This window comes from Pseudomonas sp. B21-012 (assembly GCF_024749305.1).
GTDB lineage: Bacteria > Pseudomonadota > Gammaproteobacteria > Pseudomonadales > Pseudomonadaceae > Aquipseudomonas.
This window is the reverse complement of sequence record NZ_CP087197.1, coordinates 3,539,728-3,563,961: the sequence shown is the minus strand read 5'-3', so window position 1 is coordinate 3,563,961 and position 24,234 is coordinate 3,539,728. Positions and strand designations below refer to the sequence as shown.

The window sequence follows — 24,234 nt, the reverse complement described above, 5'->3', positions numbered from 1 at the left end:
CAGGTATGAGGCCAGGGCGATGAACGGTGGTGAATTCATCGCCGGCAAGGCCGGTTCCCACAGAGATCCTGCATACCCCGCAACCCTGTGGGAGCTGGCCTTGCCAGCGATGGGCGCGCCGCAGTCTTCAGCCGGACATCCGCCCGATCAATGTCCACAAGCGCTCATCGTCGAAATCCTTCACCACCAACTGCGCACCGGCTTCCAGCAAGGCTTCAGGCCGCTGGCTGGTCGACAACCCGACGGTGAATATCCCCGCGCCGCTGGCCGCCTTCACCCCCGGTACCGAGTCCTCGAACGCCAGCGAATGCGTCGCCCGCGCCTGCAGGCGCTCAAGGCCGGTGAGGTAGGGCAGCGGGTCGGGCTTGGCCCGGGGCAGTTCTTCGGCCACCAGCACATGCTCGAAGCGTTGCTCCAGGCCCATGGCGGCGAGCATGTGCACGGCGTTGGCCCGTGGCGCGTTGGTGACCACGGCAACGCCGATGCGCTGGCGTTCTGCATGTTCGAGCAAACGCAGCAGGCCTGCGGTGGGCTGCAAGGTTGGCGACAGGGCGCGAAAGCGCGCCTCCTTGCGCTCGGCGAACAGCTGGTGCTCGCTCACCGGGCGGTCGGGGAACAGGTAACGGCACAGGTCGGCATTAGCCCGGCCGCTGACGTGGGCATCGAACTCGGCTTCGGTGAACACCCGGCCTTCTTCGAGCAACAGCTGTTGCATGGCCAGCAGGTGGAGTTTGTCGGTATCGGTCAGGGTACCGTCGAGGTCGAACAACAGGGCATCAAGCATGGTCGGCTTCCGCTGCGGTGGCCGGCCATGATAACCGGATCAGCGGGGCTGGTCAGATGCGTAGGAAAAGAGTACAAATGTACTCCATGAATAAACTATCGCCCAAACGCCGCGCTATCCTCGATTTCATTCGCCAGCGCATCGCCGATCAGGCCCAGCCGCCAAGCCTGGCCGACATCGCCACGGCCTTCGGTTTTGCCTCGCGCAGTGTCGCGCGCAAGCACATCCAGGCGCTGACCGAGGCCGGTTTCATCGAGGTCACCCCCAACCAGGCCCGTGGCATCCGCCTGGCCGGTGCCTTGCGCCGCCCCGAGGTGCTGGAGATCCCGGTGCTCGGCCAGGTTGCCGCCGGCCGGCCGATCGGCCCGGACGTGGATATCCACGAACAACTGATGCTCGATTCGCACCTGTTCAGCCGCTCGCCGGACTACCTGCTCAAGGTGCGCGGCGACTCGATGATCGACGCCGGCATCCTCGATGGCGACCTGGTCGGCATCAAGCAGCAGGCCGAGGCCCGTGACGGGCAGATCATCGTCGCGCGCCTGGACGGCGAGGTGACCATCAAGCGCTTCGAACGCGCCGGCGGGCATTACCGCCTGCTGCCGCGCAACCCGGCCTATGCCCCCATCGAGGTCGGCCCGGAGCACGACTTCGTCATCGAAGGGGTGTTCTGCGGCCTGGTGAGGCGCGGCTGATGGGCGCGGTGGTCAGCCTCGACGGCCTGCTCGACCAGCAACGGCTCTGGAAGGGCCGCCCGCAGGCCTTGCCCCAGGGCCTGCAGCCCAGCGGTCATGCCGCCCTGGATGCGGCACTGCCCGGTGGCGGCTGGCCGCCCGGGGCGCTGACCGAGCTGCTGCTGGCGGCCGAAGGCTGTGGCGAGCTGCAATTGTTGTGGCCGAGCCTGGCGCGCCTGACCCAGGCCGGCGAGCGGGTGGTGCTGATTGCGCCGCCGTTCATTCCCTACCCGCCGGCCTGGCAGGCGGCCGGGGTCGACCTGCAGTGGCTGGCAGTGGTCCAGGCCACTGCCGGCGAAGTACTCTGGGCCGCCGAGCAGTGTTTGCGCTCGGGCAGTTGCGGCGCCGTGCTGTGCTGGCCGCACAAGGCCGATGATCGCGCCTTGCGCCGCTTGCAGGTTGCCGCCGAAAGCGGCCAGACCCTGGCTTTTGCCTGTCGCCGGCAACAGGCTGCGCTCAACCCGTCACCGGCGGCGCTGCGCATTGCCGTCGATGCCCAGCCGGCCCAGTGGCGGGTGCTCAAGTGCCGCGGCGGCCTGGCTCCGGCCACGCCCATTGCCTGCCCCGGGCGAGGCTGATGGATCATGCTCTGGGCCTGTATCCTGCTGCCGCAGCTGGCACTCGACGCCGTGCTACGCGCCCGCGACGACGCCGACACGCCATTGGTGTTGCTTAGCGGCCCGGCCCAGCGCCGGGTCTTGCAGGCGGTCAACCCGCCAGCCGCTGCCCTGGGCCTGCGCGCCGGGCAGGCGCTGACCACCGCCCAGGCCCTGGCCGGCAGTTTTACCTGCGTCGAGCACGACCCGGCAGCTATCGAGCAATTGCAGCAGTTTCTGGCCGCCTGGGCCTATCGCTTCAGCTCCCAGGTCAGCCTGCATTACCCACGGGTGCTGTTGCTTGAAGTCGAGTCCAGCCTCGGCCTGTTCGGGCCCTGGCCGGCCTTTGAAGCGCGGCTGCGCGCAGAGCTCAAGGCGCTGGGTTTTCGTCACCGCATCGTCCTGGCCAGCAACCCGGTGGCGGCGCGCATGCTCGCCAATGCCCACGACGGCCTGGCCCTTGAGTGCCCGCAGCAAACCCGCGCGGCGCTGGAGCAGATGCCCATCGACCGCGTCGGCCTGCCCGCCGAGGCCGCCAACGCCTTGGCGCGCATGGGCCTGCGCCAGCTCGGCCAGGTCCTGGCCTTGCCCCGTGACGCCCTGGCCCGGCGCTTTGCCGCAGCGGTGCAACTGCACCTGGACCGCCTGCTCGGGCGCCGGCCTATGGCCCTGGAATTCTATTTGCCACCGGACCGCTTCGATGCGCGCCTGGAGCTGAACTTCGATGTCGAATCCCATCAAGCCCTGCTGTTCCCCCTGCGCCGGCTGATCAACGACCTTGCCGCCTTCCTCGCCGGGCGCGACAGCGGCGTGCAGCGCTTTGCCCTGCACCTGGAGCACGGCGAAGGGCCCGACACCTGCGTGCCGGTCGGCCTGCTGGCGGCCGAGCGTGATCCGTCGATGCTGTTCGAGCTGGCCCGTGGCCGCCTTGAGCAACTGCAGATTGCCGCGCCGGTGCGCAACCTGCGCCTGCTGGCCGAAGACCTGCCGGCCTTCGTGCCGCAGCGCGCCGAACTGTTCGACCCGCGCCCGCAACAGAACCAGCCCTGGGAGCAACTGCGCGAACGCCTGCGCGCACGGCTGGGCGACGAGGCGGTACGGGGGCTTGCGGCCCAGGCCGATCACCGTCCCGAGTGCGCCTGGCAGGCGGGCGACGGGCCGCGCCAGGCGCTGGCGCTACCAGGTGCGCCGCGCCCGGGCTGGCTGTTGGCCGAGCCCCAGGCCTTGCCCGGCGTCGGCGTGCAGTTGCTGACCGACGCCGAGCGCATCGAATCCGGCTGGTGGGACGGCGGCGATGTGCGCCGCGACTACTACCGGGTGCGTACCGCCAGCGGTCTGTACGGCTGGGCCTACCGCACCCTCGGTGAAGACGGCCGCTTGTGGCTACAGGGCTGGTTCGCATGAACACCCCGGGCTACGCCGAGCTGCACTGCCTGTCCAACTTCAGCTTCCAGCGCGGCGCTTCCAGTGCCCAGGAGCTGTTCCAGCGTGCCCGCCAGCAGGGCTACCAGGCCCTGGCGATCACCGACGAGTGCACCCTGGCCGGTATCGTCCGCGCCTGGCAGGCAGCCAGGGCGGCGGGCCTGGCGCTGATCGTCGGCAGCGAAGTGCGCCTGCACGACGGCCCCAAGCTGGTGCTCCTGGCCGAGAACCTCGGCGGTTACCAGCACTTGTGCAAACTCATCACCCTGGGCCGGCGACGGGCGAAGAAGGGCGAGTACCAACTGCTGCGCGAAGACTTCGCCACGCCCCTGGACGGCCTGCTGGCGCTGTGGGTGCCGGACGGCAGTGAGGCTGACCAGGCCAGCGGCCACTGGTTGCGCGAGGTGTTCGCCGAGCGGCTGTGGCTGGCGGTCGAGCTGCACCGTGGCGCCGATGACCCGCGGCGCCTGCAACAGCTGCTGGCCCTGGCCGAGCGCCTCAATATTCCGGCCGTGGCCAGCGGCGATGTGCACATGCATGCCCGTGGTCGTCGTGCCCTGCAGGACAGCATGACCGCCATCCGCCATCACTGCAGCGTGGCCGAGGCCGGCCAGCGCCTGTTCGCCAATGGCGAACGGCACCTGCGCCCGCTGGCGCAACTGGCCGAGCTGTATCCGCCGGCATTGCTCGAAGAAAGCCTGTGCATTGCCGCGCGTTGCCAGTTCGACCTGGGCCAGTTGCGCTATCAATACCCTCGCGAACTGGTGCCCGAAGGCCAGACGGCCAGCGCCTGGCTGCGCCATCTGTGCGAGCGCGGCCACCGTGAACGCTGGCCCGGAGGGATCGGCGACAAGGCGCGCCAGTCCCTGGAACACGAGCTGCAACTGATTGCCGAGCTCAACTACGAAAGCTACTTTCTTACCGTCCACGACATCGTCAACTTCGCCCGGGGCCAGGGCATTCTCTGCCAGGGGCGCGGCTCGGCGGCCAACTCGGTGGTGTGTTTCGTGCTCGGCATCACCGAGCTCGACCCGATGAAAAGCCACCTGCTGTTCGAGCGCTTTTTGTCCCGCGAGCGCGACGAGCCGCCGGACATCGACGTCGACTTCGAACACGACCGCCGCGAAGAAGTCCTGCAGTACGTGTTCCGCCGCTACGGTCGTCATCGCGCGGCGCTCACTGCCGTGGCCAGCACCTACCACGCTGCCGGTGCAGTGCGCGATATCGCCCGGGTGCTGGGCTTGCCGGTGCAGCAGATCAACGCCCTGGCCGATTGCTGCGGGCGCTGGAGCGACCGCCTGCCGCCGCCCGAGCAACTGCGCGAAGCCGGTTTCGACCCCGACAGCCCGTTGCTGCGCCGGGTGCTGGCGTTGACCGGCGAGCTGATCGGCTTTCCCCGGCACCTGTCCCAGCACCCGGGCGGTTTCGTGATTTCCGAGCAGCCGCTGGACAGCCTGGTGCCGGTGGAAAACGCCGCCATGGACGAGCGCACGGTGATCCAGTGGGACAAGGACGACCTCGACCTGGTCGGCCTGCTCAAGGTCGATATTCTTGCCCTGGGCATGCTCAGCGCCTTGCGCCGCTGTTTCGACCTGCTGTATCGCCACCGTGGCCGCCGGTTGACCCTGGCCAGCATCCCGGCCGACTGCGCGGCGACCTACGCGATGATCGGCCGCGCCGACACCGTCGGTGTGTTCCAGATCGAGTCGCGGGCACAAATGGCCATGCTGCCGCGGCTCAAGCCGAAGAACTTCTACGACCTGGTGATCGAGGTGGCTATCGTTCGCCCCGGGCCGATCCAGGGCGACATGGTTCACCCGTTCCTGCGCCGGCGCCAGGGGCTTGAGCCGGTGAGCTATCCGTCGGATGCGCTGAAGCAGGTGTTCGAACGCACCCTCGGCGTGCCGTTGTTCCAGGAGCAGGTGATGGAACTGGCGATGGTCGCCGGCGGTTATTCGGCCGGCGAGGCCGACCAACTGCGCCGGGCCATGGCCGCCTGGAAGCGCCACGGCGGCCTGGAGCCGCACCGCCAACGGCTGACCCAGGGCATGCTCGACAACGGCTACAGCGCAGAATTTGCCGAGCGCATCTTCGAGCAGATCAAGGGCTTTGGCAGCTATGGCTTCCCCGAGTCCCACGCCGCCAGCTTCGCCTTGCTGACCTATGCCAGTTGCTGGCTCAAGTGCCACGAGCCGGCAATCTTTGCCTGTGCGCTGATCAACAGCTGGCCCATGGGCTTCTACAGCCCCGACCAGATCCTGCAGGACGCCCGCCGTCATCACCTCGAGATCCGCCCGGTGGATGTCTGCCACAGCGACTGGGATTGCAGCCTGGAGCCGGGGGCAGGGGACGCCCTGGCCATTCGCCTGGGCCTGCGCCAGGTGCGCGGCTTTCGCCAGCAGGACGCCTTGCGCATCGAACAGGCGCGGGCCGAGTGCGGCTGGCGCGATGTCAGCGACCTGTGCCTGCGGGCGCAGCTCGATGCCCGCGCCCGTGAGCTGCTGGCCGATGCCGGGGCCTTGCGCGGGTTGGCCAGCGACCGTTACCGGGCGCGCTGGAGCGTGGCCGCGGTGCAGGCGCAACTGCCGTTGTTCGCTGGCATCGAGGCGCCAGTGGAAGCACCGGTGGATTTACCGCAACCGTCGCTGAGCGAGGACATGTTTGCCGACTACGCCAGTGTCGGCACCACCCTCGGCCCGCACCCGCTGACCTTGCTGCGCCGCCGCCTCAATGCCCTGGGGTGCCGCAGTTCGCAAGCGCTGGAGCAGGCCGAACACAACGATCGGGTCAGCGTGGCGGGGCTGGTGACCGGGCGCCAACGGCCGGGGACCGCCAGCGGGGTGACCTTCGTCACCCTTGAAGACGAGTTCGGCAACGTCAACGTGGTGGTCTGGCGCGACCTGGCCGAGCGCCAGCGGCGGGTTCTGGTGGGCGCGCAACTGCTGCGGGTGAGCGGAAAGCTGGAGTGCGAGAGCGGGGTACGCCACCTGATTGCCCAGCGCCTGGAGGATCTGAGCCCGCTGTTGCAGGGGCTGGATGTGCGCAGTCGGGATTTTCACTGAACAGCATCGCGGCCCTCATACCATCGACAGATGCTGCTTGCGTGTCGGCGGCGCAAAGGCCCGGTCAATCGCGCGCAAATCTTCACTACTGAGCACCAGGTTGGCCGCCGCCGCGTTCAGGCGCACATGCTCAAGGTCCACCGCCTTGGGAATGGCAATCACGCCGTCCTGGCGAATCACCCAGGCCAGGCTCACCTGCGCCGGCGTCGCACCATGGCGCTCGGCAATCTCGGCCAGGGTCGGGTGCTTGAGCAAGCGCCCGGCCTGGGCCAGCGGGCAGTAGGCCATGGTCGGCAGGTTACGCTTGTGGCTCCAGGGCAGCAGATCGTATTCGATGCCGCGCTGGGAGGGGTTGTAGAGCACCTGGTTGGCCGCGCAATCACCGCTCAGCCGATACAGCTCGCGCAGGTCGTCGACATCGAAGTTGGACACGCCCCAACGGCCGATCTTGCCCTCGACGCGCAAGCGCTCGAAGGCTTCGACGGTTTCCGCCAGCGGGTACTGGCCACGCCAGTGCAGCAGGTACAGGTCGATGTGTTCGGTGCCCAGGCGCTTGAGGCTACGTTCGCAGGCCGCGGGAATGCCTTTGAGGCTGGCGTTGTGCGGGTACACCTTGCTGACCAGGAAAACCTGCTCGCGACGCCCGGCAATGGCCTTGCCTACAACGGTTTCCGCGCCGCCTTCGGCGTACATTTCGGCCGTATCGATGAGGTTCAGGCCCAGCTCGATACCGTGCTGCAAGGCGCCAACTTCGGCGTGCTGGCGGGCCGGGTCTTCGCCCATGTACCAGGTGCCCTGGCCAATCCTGGAAAGCTTGTGGGAGGTTGTTTGCAATCGTGCGAGGGGGGCCTTCGTGTCAGTCATCAGCAATCGAGTCCGTAGTTCTTGAAAATGGTGCGGGCAACGGCCAGAAAAGGCTCGTTTGGTGCCAGGTGGCTTCTGGCATCTTCGAGCAATTGCCGGGCGTGATCCCTGAGATTTTGCTTGAGCGCCGGATGGGTAGCCTGGCGCATCATTTCAATGGCTTTGAGCGCTCGTTCCAGCGCCGCCTTGACGCGCTTTTCCTTGAGCTGGCGCTGTTCGACGAGGTCGCGACGCAATAAACCGTACACTTCAATGGAGACTTGCCCCTTCGGGCTGGGCACCAGGTTGGCAGCTATCTGGATTGTCCTGGGGCGGACCAGGCCCTTGGCAAGAAACTCCAGGTGCTGCTCGGGGTCGTCCACGCAAGGATTGAGCAGCAACTCAATTTCATTTTTTTGCGCGGCGTGGTCGCGCCAGCGCAGCGTTTCATTGACCACAGGGAACAGATTGGCTTTGCCGGACATGCCGGTGCTGTCATCGGCAAAGGTCTTGCCGCGTTTGCGGTTGCAATCGATACACGACGGTAGCAGGTTGTCCCAGTCGGCGGCGAGCCAGTAATAGCCGGGTTTGCTCATTTTGCCATTGATCACCACAGCGCCTTTGGGGCGAAAGTGCTCGATGTCTTCCGGGCCACCGGCGGCGTAATTGAATTCGCAGTAGGCACATTTCTTGTGGAACAGCACGCGCAGGGCCTCGACGATTTCCGGGTCTTTGTACACACTGAACTCGAAGGGCGGAGGCGGGGTTGCAGGCGTGGCATTGACGATATGCGCGATCGCGCGCCGGGTCTCGTCCTGGCCGGCAGACTGCGCCCCATCGAGCACGGCCGGAGCGGCGCTGCGTTGTACCTTGATCATGATTCAGGCCCTTTCCCGTCGTGCGCCACAGGCTGGGCAGGTTCAAGCTGGATTTCCTCCCACAGGCTCTTGAGTTCGATGAGCGCATCATGCTCATCCTCCGCCGGCAGCTCGCGGGCACTCGCCATGCGCTCGGCCAGGAACTTGTCGGCCGCTTCAAAAACCATGTGCTCCCGAGGCGTCAGGCCCATCTTGTTGTTGCCCCGCAACTGCTCGCTGATGGTCTGCAGGCGATCCTGCTGGCCAGGGCTGCGTTGCTCCATGGCCAGCAGGCGGTAGTACTCCTCGAACAGGCGATCGATCTCCACGTCCTCAGTCGAATGCAAGCCGAAGTATTCTGACGCCAGCAGTTGATCGACGCGCATGAAGCGTGGGGAGGGCAGCTCAGTGTTCTTGGTGGTCATGGCCGTGACCGGGCCATCGAGAATGCGGGTCAGTACGGCGATTTCACTGCTGTCCAGCCCCCTGAGGGTGAGGGGTTCATGGCTGGTGGCAATAAACTGTACCCGCGGAAACACTTCGCGCAGGCGCTGCACGATACGCATTCGCCAGCGCGGATGCAGATGGGCGTCGACTTCGTCGATCAGCACAATGCCTTCCGCCGAGGACATGTCCTGCCAGCCCAGGCGCATGATACTCATGATATCCATGGCCAATGCCAGCACGGCCTGGTAGCCACTGCTGACGGCTGTCAGGGTATCTTGCCCGGAGGGGCTCTTGACGATGATCTGGTGATTGCGCCGAACCAGTTGGACGCCGTCGGCGCTGGGTAGCAACGAGGTCAGAGAGCGGGCGAAACGATTGAACTCTGCGGAACTTGCGGTGTTCAGCCAGGGGACTCCGTTGTCGAGGAAGCGTGTCGGGTCGAACAGGTTTTCCACTTTGCTTCTGGCCGCAGCAGACGGGTCGGCTGGCTGCGGTTTACCCATTAAACGAGTCGCGCCATAAGCCAGTACCATGACTTTCGGCTCCGCTGGCTTGATGCTGATTTTGTTGCCGCGCCGGGTCAGGGTCATGACGATAGGTTCCGACATGCCAGACAGCTCGACCCTGACTTCGCCGCGGGCTGCGCCTTTTTGCAGCAGGTCAGTGGCCTGCACGCCCAACCGTTCAACGCCACTCTGGCCAATCAGCGCGCACGCCAGTGCCTGGAGCAAGGTGCTCTTGCCCGTGCCGTTCTCACCGAGCAGCATGTACCAGGAGCCGATCTTGCCATCGCTGAACGAGGGTTCGAGTTGAAGGTGGTCAACCGCGCGGATATGCCTGAATTCCATGCGCTCAATGTACTGGGACATCCGATACAGTTGTTCGGGCGGCTGCGATTGCTCGATCGAGAATGACTCAAGCGCCTTGGTTCGTTGTGTCAGGTCTCTGGACGCATCGCGCAGCGCCTTGCTGTTACTCGCGCTGCTCGAGGCACCCAGCGCGGTGTTGAAATTGAGGAAATCCGTCATGCGCTTGTGGCTGCTGGGGAACTGCGCGACCACTTGTTCCGCCCAGGCCCGGACAAACTGGCGGCGCATGGCGCAGAACGGGCTTTGCGGCCTGACCATTTGCGCCAGGTATTCCAGGCTTTTTGTGTCGGGACGCTTGTTTTTCATCAGCGCTTGCAGATGTTCGAGATTGCGCAGGTCATCCGACCGGGCCTTGATCAGGTTGCTGCGGTTCAGGCCCAGCACATCGATGGTGGCCTGGCCGCGTTCGGTTGCGCTGGTGATCTTGCCGTCGCTGAGAAACAGGAATACCCCATCAAGATCATCTTCAGCGGGATCGAGCAGCAGGTTTTTTTCCTGGCGCAGGGCTTCCCCGGTGGTCCCCATTTTGGCCCGTGGCCCTTGCACCGGAAAGCGCGGCCCCTTGAGTGCATTGCATTCGGCGCAGCTGGGCAGGTAGTTGCTCCATTCGAACGTCAACCACCAATAGTGGTCATCGGAGACGCCACCGCTGAAGTCGGTGCTGCCGTAGCGCGGTCTGAACAGTTCGATTTCCGGGCGGCTGACCAACTGCTCGCAATAGGCACACTTATTGACCTGGCGTTCGCTCCAGAGCAGACGAATATCCGGGTGCAAGCGTGCGGCGATGCGTTGGAAGCCAAAACGCGCCTGGGCACGTTTCGCCGCAGGCTGGCGATAGAACGCCTCGGCTTCACTGCGTAGCCGGGTAAACGCCGCGGAGGAAAACACCTCTGGGATTGGCCCGCGTTCGATCCTGATCATCGGGTTAGACTCCAGTGAAGAGGGAGTTGCGACTGCGCGTGATGTGCTGACTATAGCTGCTGCAACGCAGCTGATGGCGATAAAGCATCATTGGCCTATAGTCAAAGCGTCAGCACAGGAGGCTCTGCACATGGCGCGGCAACTGGTGATATGCCTGGACGGCACCAACAACCGTTTCAGTCAGCAACCGACGCATATACTGCGCCTTGTGCGGGCACTCAATCCTGACCCGCAGCAAGTCCTGTCTTACTATGATCAGGGCGTCGGTACCTTCGGCCTCAAGGAAACCCTGTTCGAATGGCAGAAACTGCCGGCGCGGATCTTTGGCCTGGCCTTCGGCTGGGGGCTCAAGCGCAATGTCGAAGGGGCGTATCGTTTTCTTGCCGAGCAGTATCAGCCGGGCGACCAGGTGTTTGTTTTCGGCTTCTCGCGCGGCGCTTACGCGGCCAGGGTGCTCGCCGCCCTGGTGCATGGGCTGGGGTTGGTGCCGGCCCATCAGACTCATCTTTTCGATTATGCCTGGTCCATGCTGCTGGCCCGAGACCAGGACAAGACCCCTGATTTTGCTCTACAGCGCCAGTTCAAGGAGACGTTTGGCCGTGACCTGGAGATCAGCTTTCTTGGCCTGTTCGACACGGTGAAATCCCTGGGCTGGATCTATGACCCGGTCAGTATTCCCTTTACCGCCAGCAACCCAAGTGTGGCGAAGGTGCGTCATGCCGTGTCGCTTGATGAGCGTCGTTGTTTCTTTCGCCAGCACTTGTGGCGGGCCAAGCCGACAGATCCGACCGATGTCAAAGAGGTGTTTTTTCGCGGCGTGCACTGTGATGTCGGTGGCGGTTATGCGGTTGCCGAGTCGCAGTTGGCCCTGGTGGCCCTGCGCTGGATGTTCGCCCAGGCCGGTGCCGCAGGTTTGGCCCTGGACGCCCAGGCCTGCCAGGCACAATTGAACCCGTTGGCCGGCGTAGCCCCGGACCCTCTGGCGCAATCCCATGACTCGATGAACCGTGCCTGGCGAATTGCCGAATGGGTCCCGCGGCTGGTGTGGAGCAAGGGCAGGCGCAAACTGGTCATTGGCGCCATGCCGCCATTACGCCAGCCTTACCCGCGGGTATTGCCCAACGCATTGCTGGTGCATGAATCGGTTGATGCACGAATCAAGGCAGGCGGTTATGCGTCGGCAAGCATCGTCAATGGTGTGACGCAAGTGACCTATGTCGCCGATCTGCCTTGAGTGAGTCGGCGGTTCATAGCAGATTACCGGCGTTGCACTCCTGCAGCACCTCCAGCAGCGCCTGCGCCGCTGCCGAAAGCTTGTGGTCGGCCAGCAGGGTCACGCCAATACGCCGTTCTATACTCGGTTCTACCAGCGGCACGCAACGCGCGCCCAGCTCCTGCATCTGGCCGATGCACAGCGCCGGCACGGCACTGACGCCCAGGCCGTTGGCAACCATGCGGCCGATGGTCGACAGCTGATGGCTTTCAAAGGCTACCGCCAGCTTGCCGTGTTCGGCGGCCAGGTGTTGCTCCAGCAGCAGGCGCACCGCCGAAGGGCGTTGCAGGGCAATGAAGTCTTCGCCCAGCAGTTCACGCCAGCTCACCTTTGGCTGTTGCGCCAGCGGCGAGTCGGCCGGCACCACGGCGACGAAGCGGTCCAGGTACAGCGGCGTGAAGCGCAGCGGCTCGCTGGCTTCGGGTTCGAAGCCGATGCCCAGTTCGACGCGGCGGTGGCGCACGAGTTCCAGCACTTGTTCGTTGATGACGTCGTGCACCGTGACGTTGACCCTCGGGTAGCGCTGGCGGAACACCTTCAGCGCCGCCGGCAGCAGGTTGCCGGCAAAGGCCGGCATGGCGGCGATCGACACCCGCCCAAGCTGCAGGGTAAAGCGCTGGCGCAGCAATTCTTCAGTGTTGTCCCAGTCGGCCAGCAGTTGCCGGGCCAGCGGCAGCAGCACTTCGCCCTCCGGCGTCAGGCTGACGCTGCGGGTGGTGCGGCTGAGCAGGGCGCCGCCGAGGTTGTCCTCCAGGGCCTTGATGGTCAGGCTCAGGGCAGGCTGCGACAGGTGCAGGTGTTCGCCAGCCTGGGCAAAGCTCTGGTATTTGGCGACGGTGACGAAGGCGCGCAGCTGTTTGACGTTCATCGGGCTAGGCTATTCTTTTGAAAAGTTAATCAATCGATCATAAAAACAAAATTAACAAATAAGTGCTCAGGGGTGAAGATGGTTCAAACGCTCGCCGACACCCCTGTCGGATCAACAACTACAAAAGGCGGATCAGCATGGCCGGACTGGACAAGCGCGTAGCAACCTATGAACAGGCCCTTGAAGGCCTGACCGACAACATGACGGTACTGGCCGGTGGTTTCGGCCTGTGCGGCATCCCGGAAAACCTCATTGCCGAAATCAAGCGCCGTGGCGTCAAGGGCCTGACCGTGGTTTCCAACAACTGCGGCGTCGACGGCTTTGGCCTGGGCGTGCTGCTTGAAGAGCACCAGATCCGCAAGATGGTTGCCTCCTACGTGGGCGAAAACGCCGAGTTCGAGCGCCAGCTGCTCAGCGGCGAACTTGAAGTGGAACTCACCCCGCAAGGCACCCTGGCCGAGAAGATGCGCGCTGGCGGCGCCGGCATCCCGGCCTTCTTCACCGCCACCGGCTACGGCACCCCGGTCGCCGAAGGCAAAGAGGTGCGCGAATTCAACGGCCGCAAGTACATCCTTGAAGAGTCCATCACCGGCGACTTCGCCATCGTCAAGGGCTGGAAGGCCGACCACTACGGCAACGTTGTGTACCGCAACACCGCGCAGAACTTCAACCCGCTGGCCGCCACCGCCGGCAAGATCACCGTGGTCGAGGTCGAAGAGATCGTCGAGCCGGGCGTGCTGCTGCCGAGCGAAATCCATACCCCGGGCATCTATGTCGACCGGGTCATCGTCGGCACCTTCGAGAAGCGTATCGAAAAACGCACCGTCAAAGCCTGACCCGACCCCAGAACAATAAAGAGATCCTGACCATGGCACTTACCCGCGAACAAATGGCCCAACGTGTAGCCCGTGAACTCAAGGATGGCTACTACGTCAACCTCGGCATTGGCATCCCGACCCTGGTGGCCAACTACGTCCCGGCCGATATGGACGTAATGCTGCAATCGGAAAACGGCCTGCTGGGCATGGGTGAATTCCCCACCGAAGCGCAGCTGGACGCCGACATGATCAACGCCGGCAAGCAGACCGTCACCGCCCGCACCGGCGCCTCGATCTTCAACTCGGCCGAATCCTTCGCCATGATCCGCGGCGGTCACGTCGACCTCACCGTGCTCGGCGCCTTTGAAGTGGACGTGCAAGGCAACATCGCCTCGTGGATGATCCCCGGCAAGCTGGTCAAGGGCATGGGCGGGGCGATGGACCTGGTGGCCGGTGCCGACAACATCATCGTCACCATGACCCACGCCTCGAAGGACGGCGAGTCCAAGCTGCTGCCGCGTTGCAGCCTGCCGCTGACCGGCGCCGGCTGCATCCGCAAGGTGCTCACCGACCTGGCTTACCTTGAGATTGAAAACGGCGCCTTCATCCTGCGCGAGACTGCGCCGGGGGTGACGGTTGAAGAGATCATCGAGAAGACCGCGGGCAAGCTGATCGTGGCGGATGATGTTAAAGAAATGACCTTCTGATCTGAGTTTTTCGTAGTTCTTGCTGGCCTCATCGCTGGTCAAGCCAGCTCCCACAGAGTGGACCTTGTGGGAGCGGGCTTGACCCGCGATGGGGCCTTGTGCCGTTCCAATAAAACCAATAAAAGGAAAATCCCGTGGCCGCTGATATCCAAGACAGCCGCTCCGCCCGTTTTGCCCTGCGTTGCTCGAACTGGGCCGAACGCTGGTTCCCCGACTCCTGGGTGTTCGCCGCCCTGGCCGTGGTGCTGGTGTCGGTCGCTGCCCTCGCCATGGGCGGCAAGCCCACCGATACCGCCAAGGCCTTCGGTGACGGCTTCTGGAGCCTGATCCCGTTCACCATGCAGATGGCTTTCGTGGTCATCGGCGGTTACGTGGTGGCCAGCTCGCCACCTGCGGTCAAGCTGATCGACCGCCTGGCGCGCCTCCCCAACAACGGTCGTTCGGCGGTGTGCTGGGTGGCGTTGATCTCGATGGTCGCCTCGTTGCTCAACTGGGGCCTGTCGCTGGTGTTCGGCGGTTTGCTGGTGCGCGCCCTGGCCCGGCGCAGCGACCTTAAAATGGACTACCGCGCCGCCGGTGCCGCCGCCTACCTGGGCCTGGGTGCGGTGTGGGCCCTGGGCCTGTCGTCTTCGGCCGCGCAACTGCAGGCCAACCCGGCCAGCCTGCCGCCGTCGATCCTGGCGATCACCGGGGTGATCCCGTTCACCGAGACCATCTTCCTCTGGCAGTCGGGGGTGATGCTCGCCGCGCTGGTGGTGGTTTCGCTGGTCGTGGCCTATGCCACTGCGCCGGGCCCCAACAGCGCCCGCAGCGCCGAAGCCTGCGGCGTCGACCCAAGCTTCTCGGCACCGCCAACACCGCAGCGCACCCGCCCGGGCGAGTGGCTGGAGTACAGCCCGATCCTGATCCTGCTGCTGGTGGCGCTGGCCGCTGGCTGGCTGTACAACGAGTTTTCGACCAAGCCTGCGATCACCGCGATTTCCGGGCTGAACACTTACAACCTGCTGTTCATCATGGCCGGTGCCTTGCTGCACTGGCGCCCGCGCAGCTTCCTTGATGCCGTGGCCCGTGCGGTGCCGACCACCACCGGAGTGCTGATCCAGTTCCCGCTGTACGGCTCGATCGCAGCGATTTTGACCCAGGTCCAGGGCGCCGATGCGCAAAGCCTGGCGCACCACATCTCGACCTTCTTCGTACAGATCGCCACCCACGACACCTATGCCTTGCTGATGGGCGTGTACTCGGCGGTGCTGGGCTTCTTCATCCCTTCGGGCGGCGGCAAGTGGATCATCGAAGCGCCGTACGTGATGCTGGTGGCCAACGACCTGCAGTACCACCTGGGCTGGGCGGTGCAGATCTACAACGCCGCCGAGGCGCTGCCGAACCTGATCAACCCGTTCTACATGCTGCCGCTGCTGGGCGTGCTGGGCCTGAAGGCGCGCGACCTGATCGGCTTCTCGTTCGTGCAGTTGCTGGTGCACGTGCCGCTGGTGCTGTTCCTGCTGTGGATCCTCGGCACCACCTTGCAGTACACGCCGCCGGTGATGCCGACCCCGGCGGGTTGATCAGCCAGGAATCATCGCAAAGCCGACGCCGAAGCGGTTCCAGGCGTTGATGGTGGCGATGGCCAGGGTCAGGTTGACCACTTCGGCTTCGCTGAAGTGCTCGAGCAGCGCGCGGTACTGGTGCTCCGGGGCGCGCTGGTCGGGCAGGCGGGTCAGGCTTTCGACCCAGGCCAGCGCCGCCCGCTCGCGCGGGCTGAAGAATTCGGTTTCGTCCCAGACGCTCAGGGTCTGCAGGCGCGCTTCGCTTTCGCCGCTTTTGCGTGCATCGTTGGCGTGCAGGTTGACGCAGTAGGCGCAGCCATTGATTTGCGAAGCACGCAGGCGCACCAGCTCCAGCAGCGAATTCTCAAGCCCCGATTTACCCAGGGCCATTTCCAGGCCGACCATGGCTTTGTAGGCTTCAGGCGAGTGTTTGGCCCATTCGATACGATTGCTCATTGCTGCTCTCCGCTAAGGTCCGCCACAGGCGGCGATGGCGCTACCTTAGCGCCAGGTACGGCGTACTCGAATAGCCAATTTTGCCCTTTGTCAGGAGGCCAATCAGTCAAGGGCCTGGAGCACGTCGCGCAGGCGGTCCAGGGCCGGGTCGATGTCCAGCCGTTCGATGGCGCCAAAGCCCAGCAGCAGGCCCTGGCGCACCGGCACGCGGGCATGGAAGGGCGCCAGTGAATACAGGCCGACCTCGACCTTGCGCGCCATGCTGATCAGAAATTCCACGTCCAGATCGCTCCGGGCCAGGGCGCTCAGGTGATAACCGGCAGTGGCCGGCACCGCTTCGAACCAGGGCGCAAGATCACCCTGCAGGCGGGCCAGGATGCATTCGCGGCGCGCGGCATAGACCTCGTGCACGCGGCGAATGTGTTTTTGCAGCGAGCCTTCGCTGATGAACTGCGCCAGCGCCCACTGGTTGAGGGTCGGGGTGTGCCAGTCGGTCAGTTGCTTGGCGATGCAGATCGCCTCGCGCAGCGCTTCGGGGACGATGCAGTAACCCAGGCGCAGCTCCGGCAACAGTGTTTTGGAGAAGGTCCCGACATAGGCCACCAGGCCGTGGCGGTCGAGGCTTTGCAACGAGTCGGTGGGCCGCCCTTCATAGCGAAACTCGCTGTCGTAGTCGTCCTCGATGATGATCGCGCCCAGCGCTGCGGCGCGTTCGAGCAAGGCCTGGCGGCGCGCCGGGCTCATCGGCATGCCCAGCGGGAACTGGTGCGACGGGGTGACGTAGATCAGCCGTGTACCCTCGGCGATCTGCTCGACGCACATGCCCTCGGCGTCGACCGGCACGCATTGCAGCTCGGCGCCCTGGGCCAGGAACAACTGGCGCGCCGGGGTGTAGCCGGGGTCTTCCATGGCCACCTGGCAACCGGGTTCGACCAGCACCCGGGTGATCAGGTCGAGGGCTTGCTGGGCGCCGTTGCAGACCACCACGTCCTGGCTGCTGCAACGCACGCCGCGGGCGAAGGCGATATGCCGGGCGATCGCCTCGCGCAACTCCGGCAGGCCCTGGTGGGCGCTGTAGCGGGCGCTGCTGTGGCGGATCTGGCGCAGGGCGTATTGGCTGCAGCGGCGCCAGTCATCGAAGGGGAATTGCACCTTGCTCGAGGCGCCGCCGATAAAGTCGTAGCGCAACATCGGCAGTTTGAGGTCAGCCAGCGGGTTGGCCCGGGCCTGCCATTTGGCCAGGGTGGCGGCGCTGGCCAGGGGGATGCTGGTACTGGGTGGTGGGTTGCGGGTGGCGGCAGGGGTGATAAAGCTGCCTTTGCCGACCTGGCCGCTGAGCAGGTTGTCGTAGGTCAGGCGCGAATAGGCTTCGGCCACGGTCTTGCGCGACACCCCCAGTTGCTCGGCCAGCAGGCGGCTGGGGGGCAGTTGCGTGCCGGCCGCCAGGCGGCCGCTGTCAATGCCGTCGCGCAACTGCTGGTAAAGCTGCTCGGCCAGGCCCTTGCGGCCCTGCAGGCTGATGTGGAGTTCCATGGTGAGGGGCGTATCCGCAGGCGTTTGTCTGGCGTTCAGGTTACCTGATTCGCTGCCGTTGATCCCCTGGTGCAACGCCTATGCCCACAGCGCGCCACACTCAACGGGTCGAGGTTCGCCGGCACTGCGGCGAACCGCTTGCGTGCACAGGAGAATCACCATGAGCCTGCGTTATCTGCCGGGTTTGAGCCTGTTGCTGGCGGCGACGGCCCAGGCCGCCACACCGGTGCCGGTCTATCACTATGGCATGCCCGTGGATGTCGCCCGGGTGCTGCAGCTGAGCGAACCGGCCAGCGACACCTGCGAGGTGGTGCTGGCCAGCATGGTCTATGTCGACTCCGCGGGCCGGCAACACAGCCTGCAGTACCTGAAACTGGCCCGGGTCTGCACCGACCGCGGTTAGTCCCAGGCTGGCGCCAGGCTCTCGGGGCTGGTCAGGCGCAGGCCGCTGTCGAGGGCGGCGATCCTGCCCATGTCGTCAGCGCTGAGCTTGAGTTCGCGGGCCTTGAGGTTGCCGGCCAGGTTCTCGCGCCGGGTCGAGGACGGGATCACCGCATAACCCAGCTGCAGGGCCCAGGCCAGGGTCACCTGCGCCGGGGTGGCGCCGTGCTGCGCGGCGATCTGCTCGATCACCGGGTCGTGCAGGACCTTGCCGTAGCCCAGGGTCATGTACGAGGTCACGGCAATCCCCTGGCGGTGCATGAAGTCCACCAGCGTGCGGTTCTGCAGGTACGGGTGCAGCTCGATCTGGTTGGTGGCGATGGCGTCCTTGCCGACCACCTCGATGGCTTGGCGCAGCAGGTCGATGGTGAAGTTGGATACGCCGATCTGGCGGGTCAGGCCCTGCTTTTGCGCTTCGGCCAGGGCGCCCATGAACTCGCTGACCGGCACTGCGCCCTGGGGCGATGGCCAGTGGATCAGGGTCAGGTCGAGGTAGTCGCTGCGCAGCTTGTGCAGGCTGTCCTTGAGGCTGGGGATCAGCTTGTCGGCGGCCAGGTTCTCGGTCCAGATCTTGCTGGTGATGAACAGCTCGTCACGGTCGATGCCGCTGGCGGCCACGGCCTGGCCGACCTCGGCTTCGTTGCCGTAGATCTGCGCGGTGTCGATGGCGCGGTAACCGAGTTCGAGGGCGGTGGCCACCGAATCGATCACTACCTGGTCCTTGAGGCGGAAGGTGCCAAGGCCAAGGGCGGGAATAGTCATGAGCGGGTTCCTCCGGTGCGAGCGTTGATAAACAAGACGTGCAGTATTGCGACTGTGCCCGCGCAGAAAAATGCCCGTTGCCGCACAAGCTTTTTGCTTGCAGCGCACGAATGCTCCGGCAATGGTAGCCTTGCAGGGTCAGTCGCAACGGATTCGGCCATGGCCCAGCACAAGCTCAGCATTCGTCAACGCAACGTTGACAACATCCTTCTGGCAGCGGAAAAGGTCTTTGCCGAAAAAGGCTTCGCCGGCACCGCCATGGCCGACATCGCCGAGGCCGCGCAGCTTCCACGCAGCAACGTGCACTATTACTTCAGCACCAAGGTCGAGCTGTACCAGGCGGTGCTGTTCGGCCTGCTCGATGTGTGGAAGCAGGATGCCCTGTGTTTTGAACTGTATGACGATCCGCGCATCGTGCTGAGCAGCTACATCCGCGCCAAGATGAACCATTCGCGCACCCGGCCCCATGGCTCCAAAGTCTGGGCCAACGAGATCATCCATGGTGCGCCGAACCTCGGCGCGGCGCTGGACGACCCGCTGTACGACTGGGCGAAAATGAAAGAAGCGAAGATCCGCCAGTGGATCGAAGACGGGCGGATCCTGGCGGTGGAGCCCTCGGGCCTGCTGTACATGATCTGGGCCTCGACCCAGCACTACGCCGACTTCAGCCACCAGGTCGGGCTGCTCAACGATCACCAACCGCTGTCGGAGCTGCAGTTCGAACGGGCGGTACAGACGGTGACCAGTGTGATCCTCAGGGGGATCGGGCTTGAGCCCTGATCAAAAGCATCGCTGGCAAGCCAGCGATAGGGCCCTGATCGTCAAAAGCTGAACTCGATCTCCTCGTACAAGCTTCCCGGCTCCAAGCCATCGGTGCTGTGCAACTCGCTCTCCTTGCCCAGCGCCTCCAGCAACGGCCGCCTTGGCACTTCGGTACCGGCCTCGGGGTTGCCGTGCTTGCCGGGCATGGTCGACAGTACGCTGGTCAAGCGTTGTGGCGTGCCGGCCTTGCCGCGCTTGTTGAAGCCGCCCCAGAGGCTTTTTGGCGTGGCATTGAGGCTGCCGTGGTGGCCGACCTTGTACAGGTCGACGTCTGCCAGCAACGCGCGAATGTCCGGCTGGCTCAGTGCGTAACTCCAGTTCTCGATCTGCGCATCGCCCGGGAACAGCAGCTTCTTGCCCGCCACCTCGAACAGCAGGATCAGGCTGGTGTTGTTCATTTGCTTGTCCAGCGCAGTGACGATCTGCAGCAACTGCTCGCCACGGGCTTCGCGCACCCGCCGGGCGATCCAGCGGGTGCTCATCGGCAGCTTGCTGCCACGGGTCGCCGGGTAGTCGGCAAAGGGCCCGGGGTCGTCGTCCGGCGCAGTGACCTGGGCATCGACCAGTTGCCGGTGCAGGTGCCAGAACTCGGCCGGGTCACGGCTGCGCTGCTTGCGGATCGAGGTGCTCTGCTCGACTGTGGGCGGGCCGAGGATATGGGTGCGGACACCGGGCAACAGTTCGGCCAGGGCATCTTCGCTGCCAAAAAAGGCATAGGCGTTGCGCTTGCCCATGCTCGCCAGGTTGTTCACCGCGCTGGCGTTGGAGATGTTGTCTTCGCCGATAAACCCCAGGCGCCTGGCCAGCTCTGCGGACAACCCATGCTTGCCCTGGTCGAGCAGCTTGACCACGGCGCTGGCCAGGGCATTCATGCTCTTGAGGGTTTGGGCCATGCTGCGCGCGCCGCGCAGGCCCGGTTGCTCGGGGGCAATGGCGTCTTCGGCCAGCTCCAGCTGTTCGGTCCAGGGTTGCAGCACCAGCTCCGGCGCCAGGCTGCGAATCACATCGCCACTGGCGGTGCCGGCGCGATTGCTGGCAAAGCCGCTGATATGGTCGGCGTGCCGGTGGGTGGCGACCACCGCATCGAGCTTGCCCGCGCACTTGGCCTTGATGTCTTCGGCGATTGCCAGCAGGCGCTGGCCCTGGGCAACGCCCTTGGGCATGCCCATGGAGCCGAAGTCGATCAGCACATGGCGGCGTACGTCACCGGGGTAGTTGAAACGCAGCAAAAAGCAGTCGCCAAAACCGACCTGGTAGGCATAGAGGGTCAGGCTGGTCGGTTTCATGCTTGCTCCTCGCGCAATGGGCCGACCTGCCAGGCGCGCTGGCGGTGCAGTTGCGCCAACGGGTTGCGCAGGTCCAGCTCGCTGGTATCGAGACCTGCCAGGTAGCTCAAGCGCCGCAATTGCCACTGGCCGTCGTTGAGCGGGCGCTGGACGTGATACTTGATGCGCCCGTACTGGTCGAAAATCAGCGTGCCGGCGCCGTAGACGGTGAGCGCGTCGGTGGTCTTGATCCAGGCCGGGCGCGGGCTGATGTTGCACACGCTCTTGAGCTCGGCGCCAAAGATGTTGGCCTTCATGATGTATTCGCACACGCTCTCGCGCAGCAGCAGGCCGTCGGTGCCCAGGCGGATGCTCGGGCGCACCGACACCACCTCGGTGTAGGCGCGCTCGTCGATGCCCAGCACCGCACGGTTCTCCCAGAGAAAACGGAACACCTCTTCGTCGTCGCGCAGCATCGAGTCGAAGTGGCTGTTGCGGTATTGCACCTGGCCGTTGTCGGCAAAGCCGTGCCAGCAGCCGTCGCTGTCGGTGCGCGCTGGCGGCGGATTGATGCCGAAGGCTTCGAAGGTGGTGCGGATGATCAACCGGTAGTCGTAGCGCGAATCGTCCGGGGTCACCTGGGCATCGACGGTGAGCAGGGCGGCCAGGTAGTCGCCGAACTCCAGGTCCAGCGGCGGGCAGTAGTCCAGGGCGCGGATGGCGATGGTCAGCAACTGGTCGGCGGCCTTGGCGCCTTCTTCAACCACTTCGCGCAGGTTGTACAGGTTGTCGCCAAAATTGCCCAGCTCGCCCAGGCGCGCCACCCACAGCGCGAGCATGCTGCGCAGCATGGCGGCGGCGAAAACTTCGCCACGGTTGTGGGCTTCGGCGAACTGCTCGTCGCTCAGGTAGTCCGCCGACGGCGGCAGCATCACCGAGCGGCGCAGGGCATTGGCGCGCAGGCCTTCGAGTTGCTGGCCGAACTCTTCGCCGATACCGAACAGCAGCGACTCGGCAAGGTTTTGCGGGCTCAGCTGGTCGCCGTTGAGCAGCCGGCGATCGCCCTGTACGGTGAGCTCGATACGCCCGCCATTGGTCAGGGCGTACTCGATGATTTCGCGCAGGGAAAACACCGACAGCAGCGCCACCACGTCGGCAAAGCCTTCGTGGAAGGCTGCCTGATCGGGCCCCGAGGCATTCATGAAGCCGCCGCGCAGGCCGTCGAGAATCGCGTGGGTGGCCTCGTGGGCGACGATGTCGTGAGACAGGCAGGTGAACACGTGCTGGCCGTCGAGGCCCTTGAAATAACCGAACATCAAGGCGCGGTCGGCCCGCGAGTAAAAGGCATTGGCCTCGACGAAAGCATGCGGCACCACATGCAACTGGTGGCCCTCGAAGCCCCAGCCGACCCGGCGCCCCAGGGCCATCTCGAAGCGCGCCAGGGTGCGCATGACCACCGCGTAGACGTGCTGGCAGTGGAACGCCGGATTGCCCAGCAGCGCCTCGCCGGGCTGATCGAAGGGGTCGATCATCGCGCCGCTGGTGGCGTCCTGCTGGTAGGAGTGGGCGTGGTACAGCTGGTTGCGCGAGGCGTCGAAGTCGACCACCTTCAGGCGGTAGCCGGTGGGGCCCAGGCCGAGGGTTTCCAGCGGTACGCTGACCCGGGCGAACAGCAATTGGCCGCGGGCATCACGCACCGCCGGGTCCTGGGCGAGGATGGTGAAGGTCTGGCTATTGGCTTTGACGACCATGGGCAGCACTCCTGTGCACCAGGCTTACATCATTGGAAATACTCTCAGGGTAGCTTCAATGGCTCGTATTCCAAGGGCGTTTCGTTGCCCTTGCGGTCGATCCGGTAGTGCTTGCCGTCGCGTTGTACGATGGCCTGGCCGTCGCGAAAAAAACCGGGTCTGTCATAGATATAGGGCAGGACCACCTTGCCCTTAAGGTCGATAAAGCCCCATTTACCTTCTTTTGCCGCGCTCAGCAGATTGTCGTTGATCAGCCGTCCGCCCCAGGTATTGTAGGCGAAGCCGTCGTATTCGAAAGGCAGCACCACTTTGCCGGATGTGTTCATCAGGCCGCTTTTTTTGCTGGCGCTGTCGTTCAGCAGCACATAGCCCTTCTCGGTAATGGGCCGCGAGCTGAAGCGCAGGGGGATCACCTGCTCGCCCTTGCGGTTGATCATGCCGAACAGGTTGCCTTTGGCGACTACCGCCAGGCCGTCCTTGGCGTCGTCGAAACCCTCTACCCAGTCATACTCGAACGGCACCACGGTGCGGCCCCGGGTATCGATGTAGCCACACTCGGAATACGTCAGGCAGACGCCTGCCAGGCCATCGCTGAACGGCCCGGGGCGCGTGTAGAGGGTCGGGATGAGCAACTGCCCCTTGCGGTCCATGTAGCCCCATTTGTTGTTGATGCGAACGGCTGCCATGCCTTCGTGGTAAACCGGTTGCAGCTCGATGGACGGCGCAACGATGACCTTGCCGCTGGGGTCTTTAAGGCCATACAGGTCATTTTCCTTGAAACTGACCGGGTCGGCGGGGGTGGCGCTGCAGGCCGCCAGGGCAGCGCCCAGGCACAGTAACGGGAGGGAGCGAAAGAGGGCCTTCAATTCAGTGCATTCCTTGGCAAGGCGAGGTAAGGGCAAGGCGCGCACCTTAGCCGATCGCGCCGCACTTGCCCAGCCATTCAACCGCGGGCGAACGCCTCAAGGCCGGCGCCTTCGAGGCGGTAGCGCACCCATTCATCCTGGGGCAGGGCGCCCAGGGATTTATAGAATTGGATGGCCGGCTCGTTCCAGTCGAGCACGCTCCACTCCAGGCGCCCGCAGCCGTTGGCCAGGGCTTCGACGGCGATATGACGCAGCAACTGCTTGCCGGCACCGCCACCGCGTTGCTCGGGGGTGATGTACAGGTCTTCGAGGTAAATGCCGTTGCGCCCCAGCCAGGTCGAGTAGCTGTAGAAGTACACCGCATAGCCAATGGCCTGGCCGTCGCGCTCGCAAATCAGGCTCAGGGCCTTGGCGCCGTCGTCGAACAAAGTGCGTTCGATGTCGGCCCGGGAGGCGATTACTTCGTGGACGGCGCGCTCGTAGTCGGCAAGCTCGGTGATGAAGGCGAGGATCTGGGCGGCGTCTTCGCGCCGCGCGGGGCGGATGGTCAGGCTCATGGCAGGCTTCCGGCGGGTGAGGTAATCGCCCAT

General features: G+C 64.8%; 22 protein-coding genes. 10 read left to right on the top strand and 12 right to left on the bottom strand.

What is annotated here, in order from left to right; all coding sequences use genetic code 11:
- Positions 1-127 precede the first annotated feature (127 nt).
- A complete protein-coding gene (locus tag LOY37_RS16100) occupies positions 128-784 on the bottom strand; it encodes an HAD family phosphatase (RefSeq protein ID WP_258715242.1) in 657 nt (218 codons plus the stop codon).
- A 77-nt stretch (positions 785-861) separates the two neighbouring features.
- Here LOY37_RS16100 and lexA point away from each other — a divergent pair, with 77 nt between their 5' ends.
- The 4 genes from lexA to LOY37_RS16080 are packed head-to-tail and all read left to right on the top strand — an operon-like array spanning position 862 to position 6,598.
- Entirely contained in the window at positions 862-1,479 is a 618-nt protein-coding gene (gene lexA / locus LOY37_RS16095; RefSeq protein ID WP_045194093.1) for a transcriptional repressor LexA, read from the top strand.
- Positions 1,479-2,096, top strand: a complete 618-nt coding sequence (imuA, locus tag LOY37_RS16090) for a translesion DNA synthesis-associated protein ImuA (protein WP_258715241.1) — start codon at positions 1,479-1,481, stop codon at positions 2,094-2,096. The genes lexA and imuA overlap by 1 nt, the downstream gene beginning before the upstream one ends.
- Before the next feature lie 6 nt (positions 2,097-2,102).
- A complete protein-coding gene (locus LOY37_RS16085; RefSeq protein ID WP_258715240.1) occupies positions 2,103-3,518 on the top strand; it encodes a DNA polymerase Y family protein in 1,416 nt (471 codons plus the stop codon).
- A complete protein-coding gene (locus tag LOY37_RS16080; RefSeq protein ID WP_258715239.1) occupies positions 3,494-6,598 on the top strand; it encodes an error-prone DNA polymerase in 3,105 nt (1,034 codons plus the stop codon). Before LOY37_RS16085 ends, LOY37_RS16080 begins: the two co-directional genes overlap by 25 nt.
- 15 nt (positions 6,599-6,613) lie before the next feature.
- On the opposite strand, the gene LOY37_RS16075 is transcribed toward LOY37_RS16080, so the two are convergent.
- The 3 genes from LOY37_RS16075 to LOY37_RS16065 are packed head-to-tail and all read right to left on the bottom strand — an operon-like array spanning position 6,614 to position 10,535.
- On the bottom strand, positions 6,614-7,462 hold the full coding sequence (locus LOY37_RS16075; protein ID WP_258715238.1) for an aldo/keto reductase: 849 nt from the start codon (positions 7,460-7,462) through the stop codon (positions 6,614-6,616).
- Complete coding sequence (locus tag LOY37_RS16070) at positions 7,462-8,286, bottom strand: hypothetical protein (RefSeq protein WP_213604038.1); 825 nt, start codon at positions 8,284-8,286, stop codon at positions 7,462-7,464. Before LOY37_RS16070 ends, LOY37_RS16075 begins: the two co-directional genes overlap by 1 nt.
- A 29-nt stretch (positions 8,287-8,315) precedes the next feature.
- Positions 8,316-10,535 carry an AAA family ATPase gene (locus LOY37_RS16065; protein WP_093381575.1) on the bottom strand — a complete coding sequence of 740 codons (2,220 nt, stop codon included), beginning with the start codon at positions 10,533-10,535 and terminating at the stop codon, positions 8,316-8,318.
- Positions 10,536-10,665: 130 nt separating this feature from the next.
- Between LOY37_RS16065 and LOY37_RS16060 the strand changes: the two genes are divergently transcribed.
- Positions 10,666-11,769 (top strand): DUF2235 domain-containing protein, encoded by a 1,104-nt coding sequence (locus tag LOY37_RS16060; protein WP_093381578.1) that lies wholly within the window; start codon positions 10,666-10,668, stop codon positions 11,767-11,769.
- Between the two features lie 13 nt (positions 11,770-11,782).
- Here the strand turns inward: LOY37_RS16060 and LOY37_RS16055 are convergent, their stop codons facing one another.
- Positions 11,783-12,676, bottom strand: a complete 894-nt coding sequence (locus LOY37_RS16055) for a LysR family transcriptional regulator (RefSeq protein WP_258593872.1) — start codon at positions 12,674-12,676, stop codon at positions 11,783-11,785.
- 137 nt (positions 12,677-12,813) lie between these two features.
- Between LOY37_RS16055 and LOY37_RS16050 the strand changes: the two genes are divergently transcribed.
- The 3 genes from LOY37_RS16050 to LOY37_RS16040 all read left to right on the top strand — a co-directional run bounded on the left by LOY37_RS16050 (position 12,814) and on the right by LOY37_RS16040 (position 15,766).
- Complete coding sequence (locus LOY37_RS16050) at positions 12,814-13,512, top strand: CoA transferase subunit A (RefSeq protein WP_045194087.1); 699 nt, start codon at positions 12,814-12,816, stop codon at positions 13,510-13,512.
- 32 nt (positions 13,513-13,544) lie between these two features.
- On the top strand, positions 13,545-14,201 hold the full coding sequence (locus LOY37_RS16045; protein WP_045194086.1) for a CoA transferase subunit B: 657 nt from the start codon (positions 13,545-13,547) through the stop codon (positions 14,199-14,201).
- Between the two features lie 134 nt (positions 14,202-14,335).
- On the top strand, positions 14,336-15,766 hold the full coding sequence (locus LOY37_RS16040) for a short-chain fatty acid transporter (protein ID WP_045194085.1): 1,431 nt from the start codon (positions 14,336-14,338) through the stop codon (positions 15,764-15,766).
- Here the strand turns inward: LOY37_RS16040 and LOY37_RS16035 are convergent, their stop codons facing one another.
- Together LOY37_RS16035 and LOY37_RS16030 are read right to left on the bottom strand one after the other, a co-directional pair.
- Complete coding sequence (locus LOY37_RS16035) at positions 15,767-16,204, bottom strand: carboxymuconolactone decarboxylase family protein (protein ID WP_045194084.1); 438 nt, start codon at positions 16,202-16,204, stop codon at positions 15,767-15,769. It abuts the gene before it with no gap.
- A gap of 102 nt (positions 16,205-16,306) precedes the next feature.
- Complete coding sequence (locus tag LOY37_RS16030) at positions 16,307-17,737, bottom strand: PLP-dependent aminotransferase family protein (protein ID WP_258715237.1); 1,431 nt, start codon at positions 17,735-17,737, stop codon at positions 16,307-16,309.
- 160 nt (positions 17,738-17,897) lie between these two features.
- On the opposite strand from LOY37_RS16030, the gene LOY37_RS16025 reads away from it, so the two are divergent.
- Positions 17,898-18,140, top strand: coding sequence for a DUF2790 domain-containing protein (locus LOY37_RS16025; RefSeq protein ID WP_045194082.1), 243 nt, complete (start codon positions 17,898-17,900; stop codon positions 18,138-18,140).
- On the opposite strand, the gene dkgB is transcribed toward LOY37_RS16025, so the two are convergent.
- Positions 18,137-18,940, bottom strand: coding sequence for a 2,5-didehydrogluconate reductase DkgB (dkgB, locus tag LOY37_RS16020; protein ID WP_195884435.1), 804 nt, complete (start codon positions 18,938-18,940; stop codon positions 18,137-18,139). The two genes, LOY37_RS16025 and dkgB, sit on opposite strands and share 4 nt — an antisense overlap.
- Positions 18,941-19,099: 159 nt before the next feature.
- On the opposite strand from dkgB, the gene LOY37_RS16015 reads away from it, so the two are divergent.
- On the top strand, positions 19,100-19,720 hold the full coding sequence (locus LOY37_RS16015) for a TetR/AcrR family transcriptional regulator (protein WP_258715236.1): 621 nt from the start codon (positions 19,100-19,102) through the stop codon (positions 19,718-19,720).
- 41 nt (positions 19,721-19,761) lie between these two features.
- Here the strand turns inward: LOY37_RS16015 and LOY37_RS16010 are convergent, their stop codons facing one another.
- The 4 genes from LOY37_RS16010 to LOY37_RS15995 form a co-directional block, all read right to left on the bottom strand.
- On the bottom strand, positions 19,762-21,048 hold the full coding sequence (locus tag LOY37_RS16010) for a hypothetical protein (protein WP_258715235.1): 1,287 nt from the start codon (positions 21,046-21,048) through the stop codon (positions 19,762-19,764).
- On the bottom strand, positions 21,045-22,778 hold the full coding sequence (locus LOY37_RS16005; protein WP_258715234.1) for a hypothetical protein: 1,734 nt from the start codon (positions 22,776-22,778) through the stop codon (positions 21,045-21,047). The genes LOY37_RS16010 and LOY37_RS16005 overlap by 4 nt, the downstream gene beginning before the upstream one ends.
- Positions 22,779-22,822: 44 nt before the next feature.
- Positions 22,823-23,644: a WG repeat-containing protein gene (locus LOY37_RS16000; RefSeq protein WP_258715233.1), complete on the bottom strand. Its 822-nt coding sequence runs from the start codon at positions 23,642-23,644 to the stop codon at positions 22,823-22,825.
- 77 nt (positions 23,645-23,721) lie between these two features.
- The gene (locus tag LOY37_RS15995; protein ID WP_045195638.1) at positions 23,722-24,201 is read right to left on the bottom strand and encodes a GNAT family N-acetyltransferase; all 480 of its coding nucleotides are present in this window, start codon (positions 24,199-24,201) and stop codon (positions 23,722-23,724) included.
- Positions 24,202-24,234 lie beyond the last annotated feature (33 nt).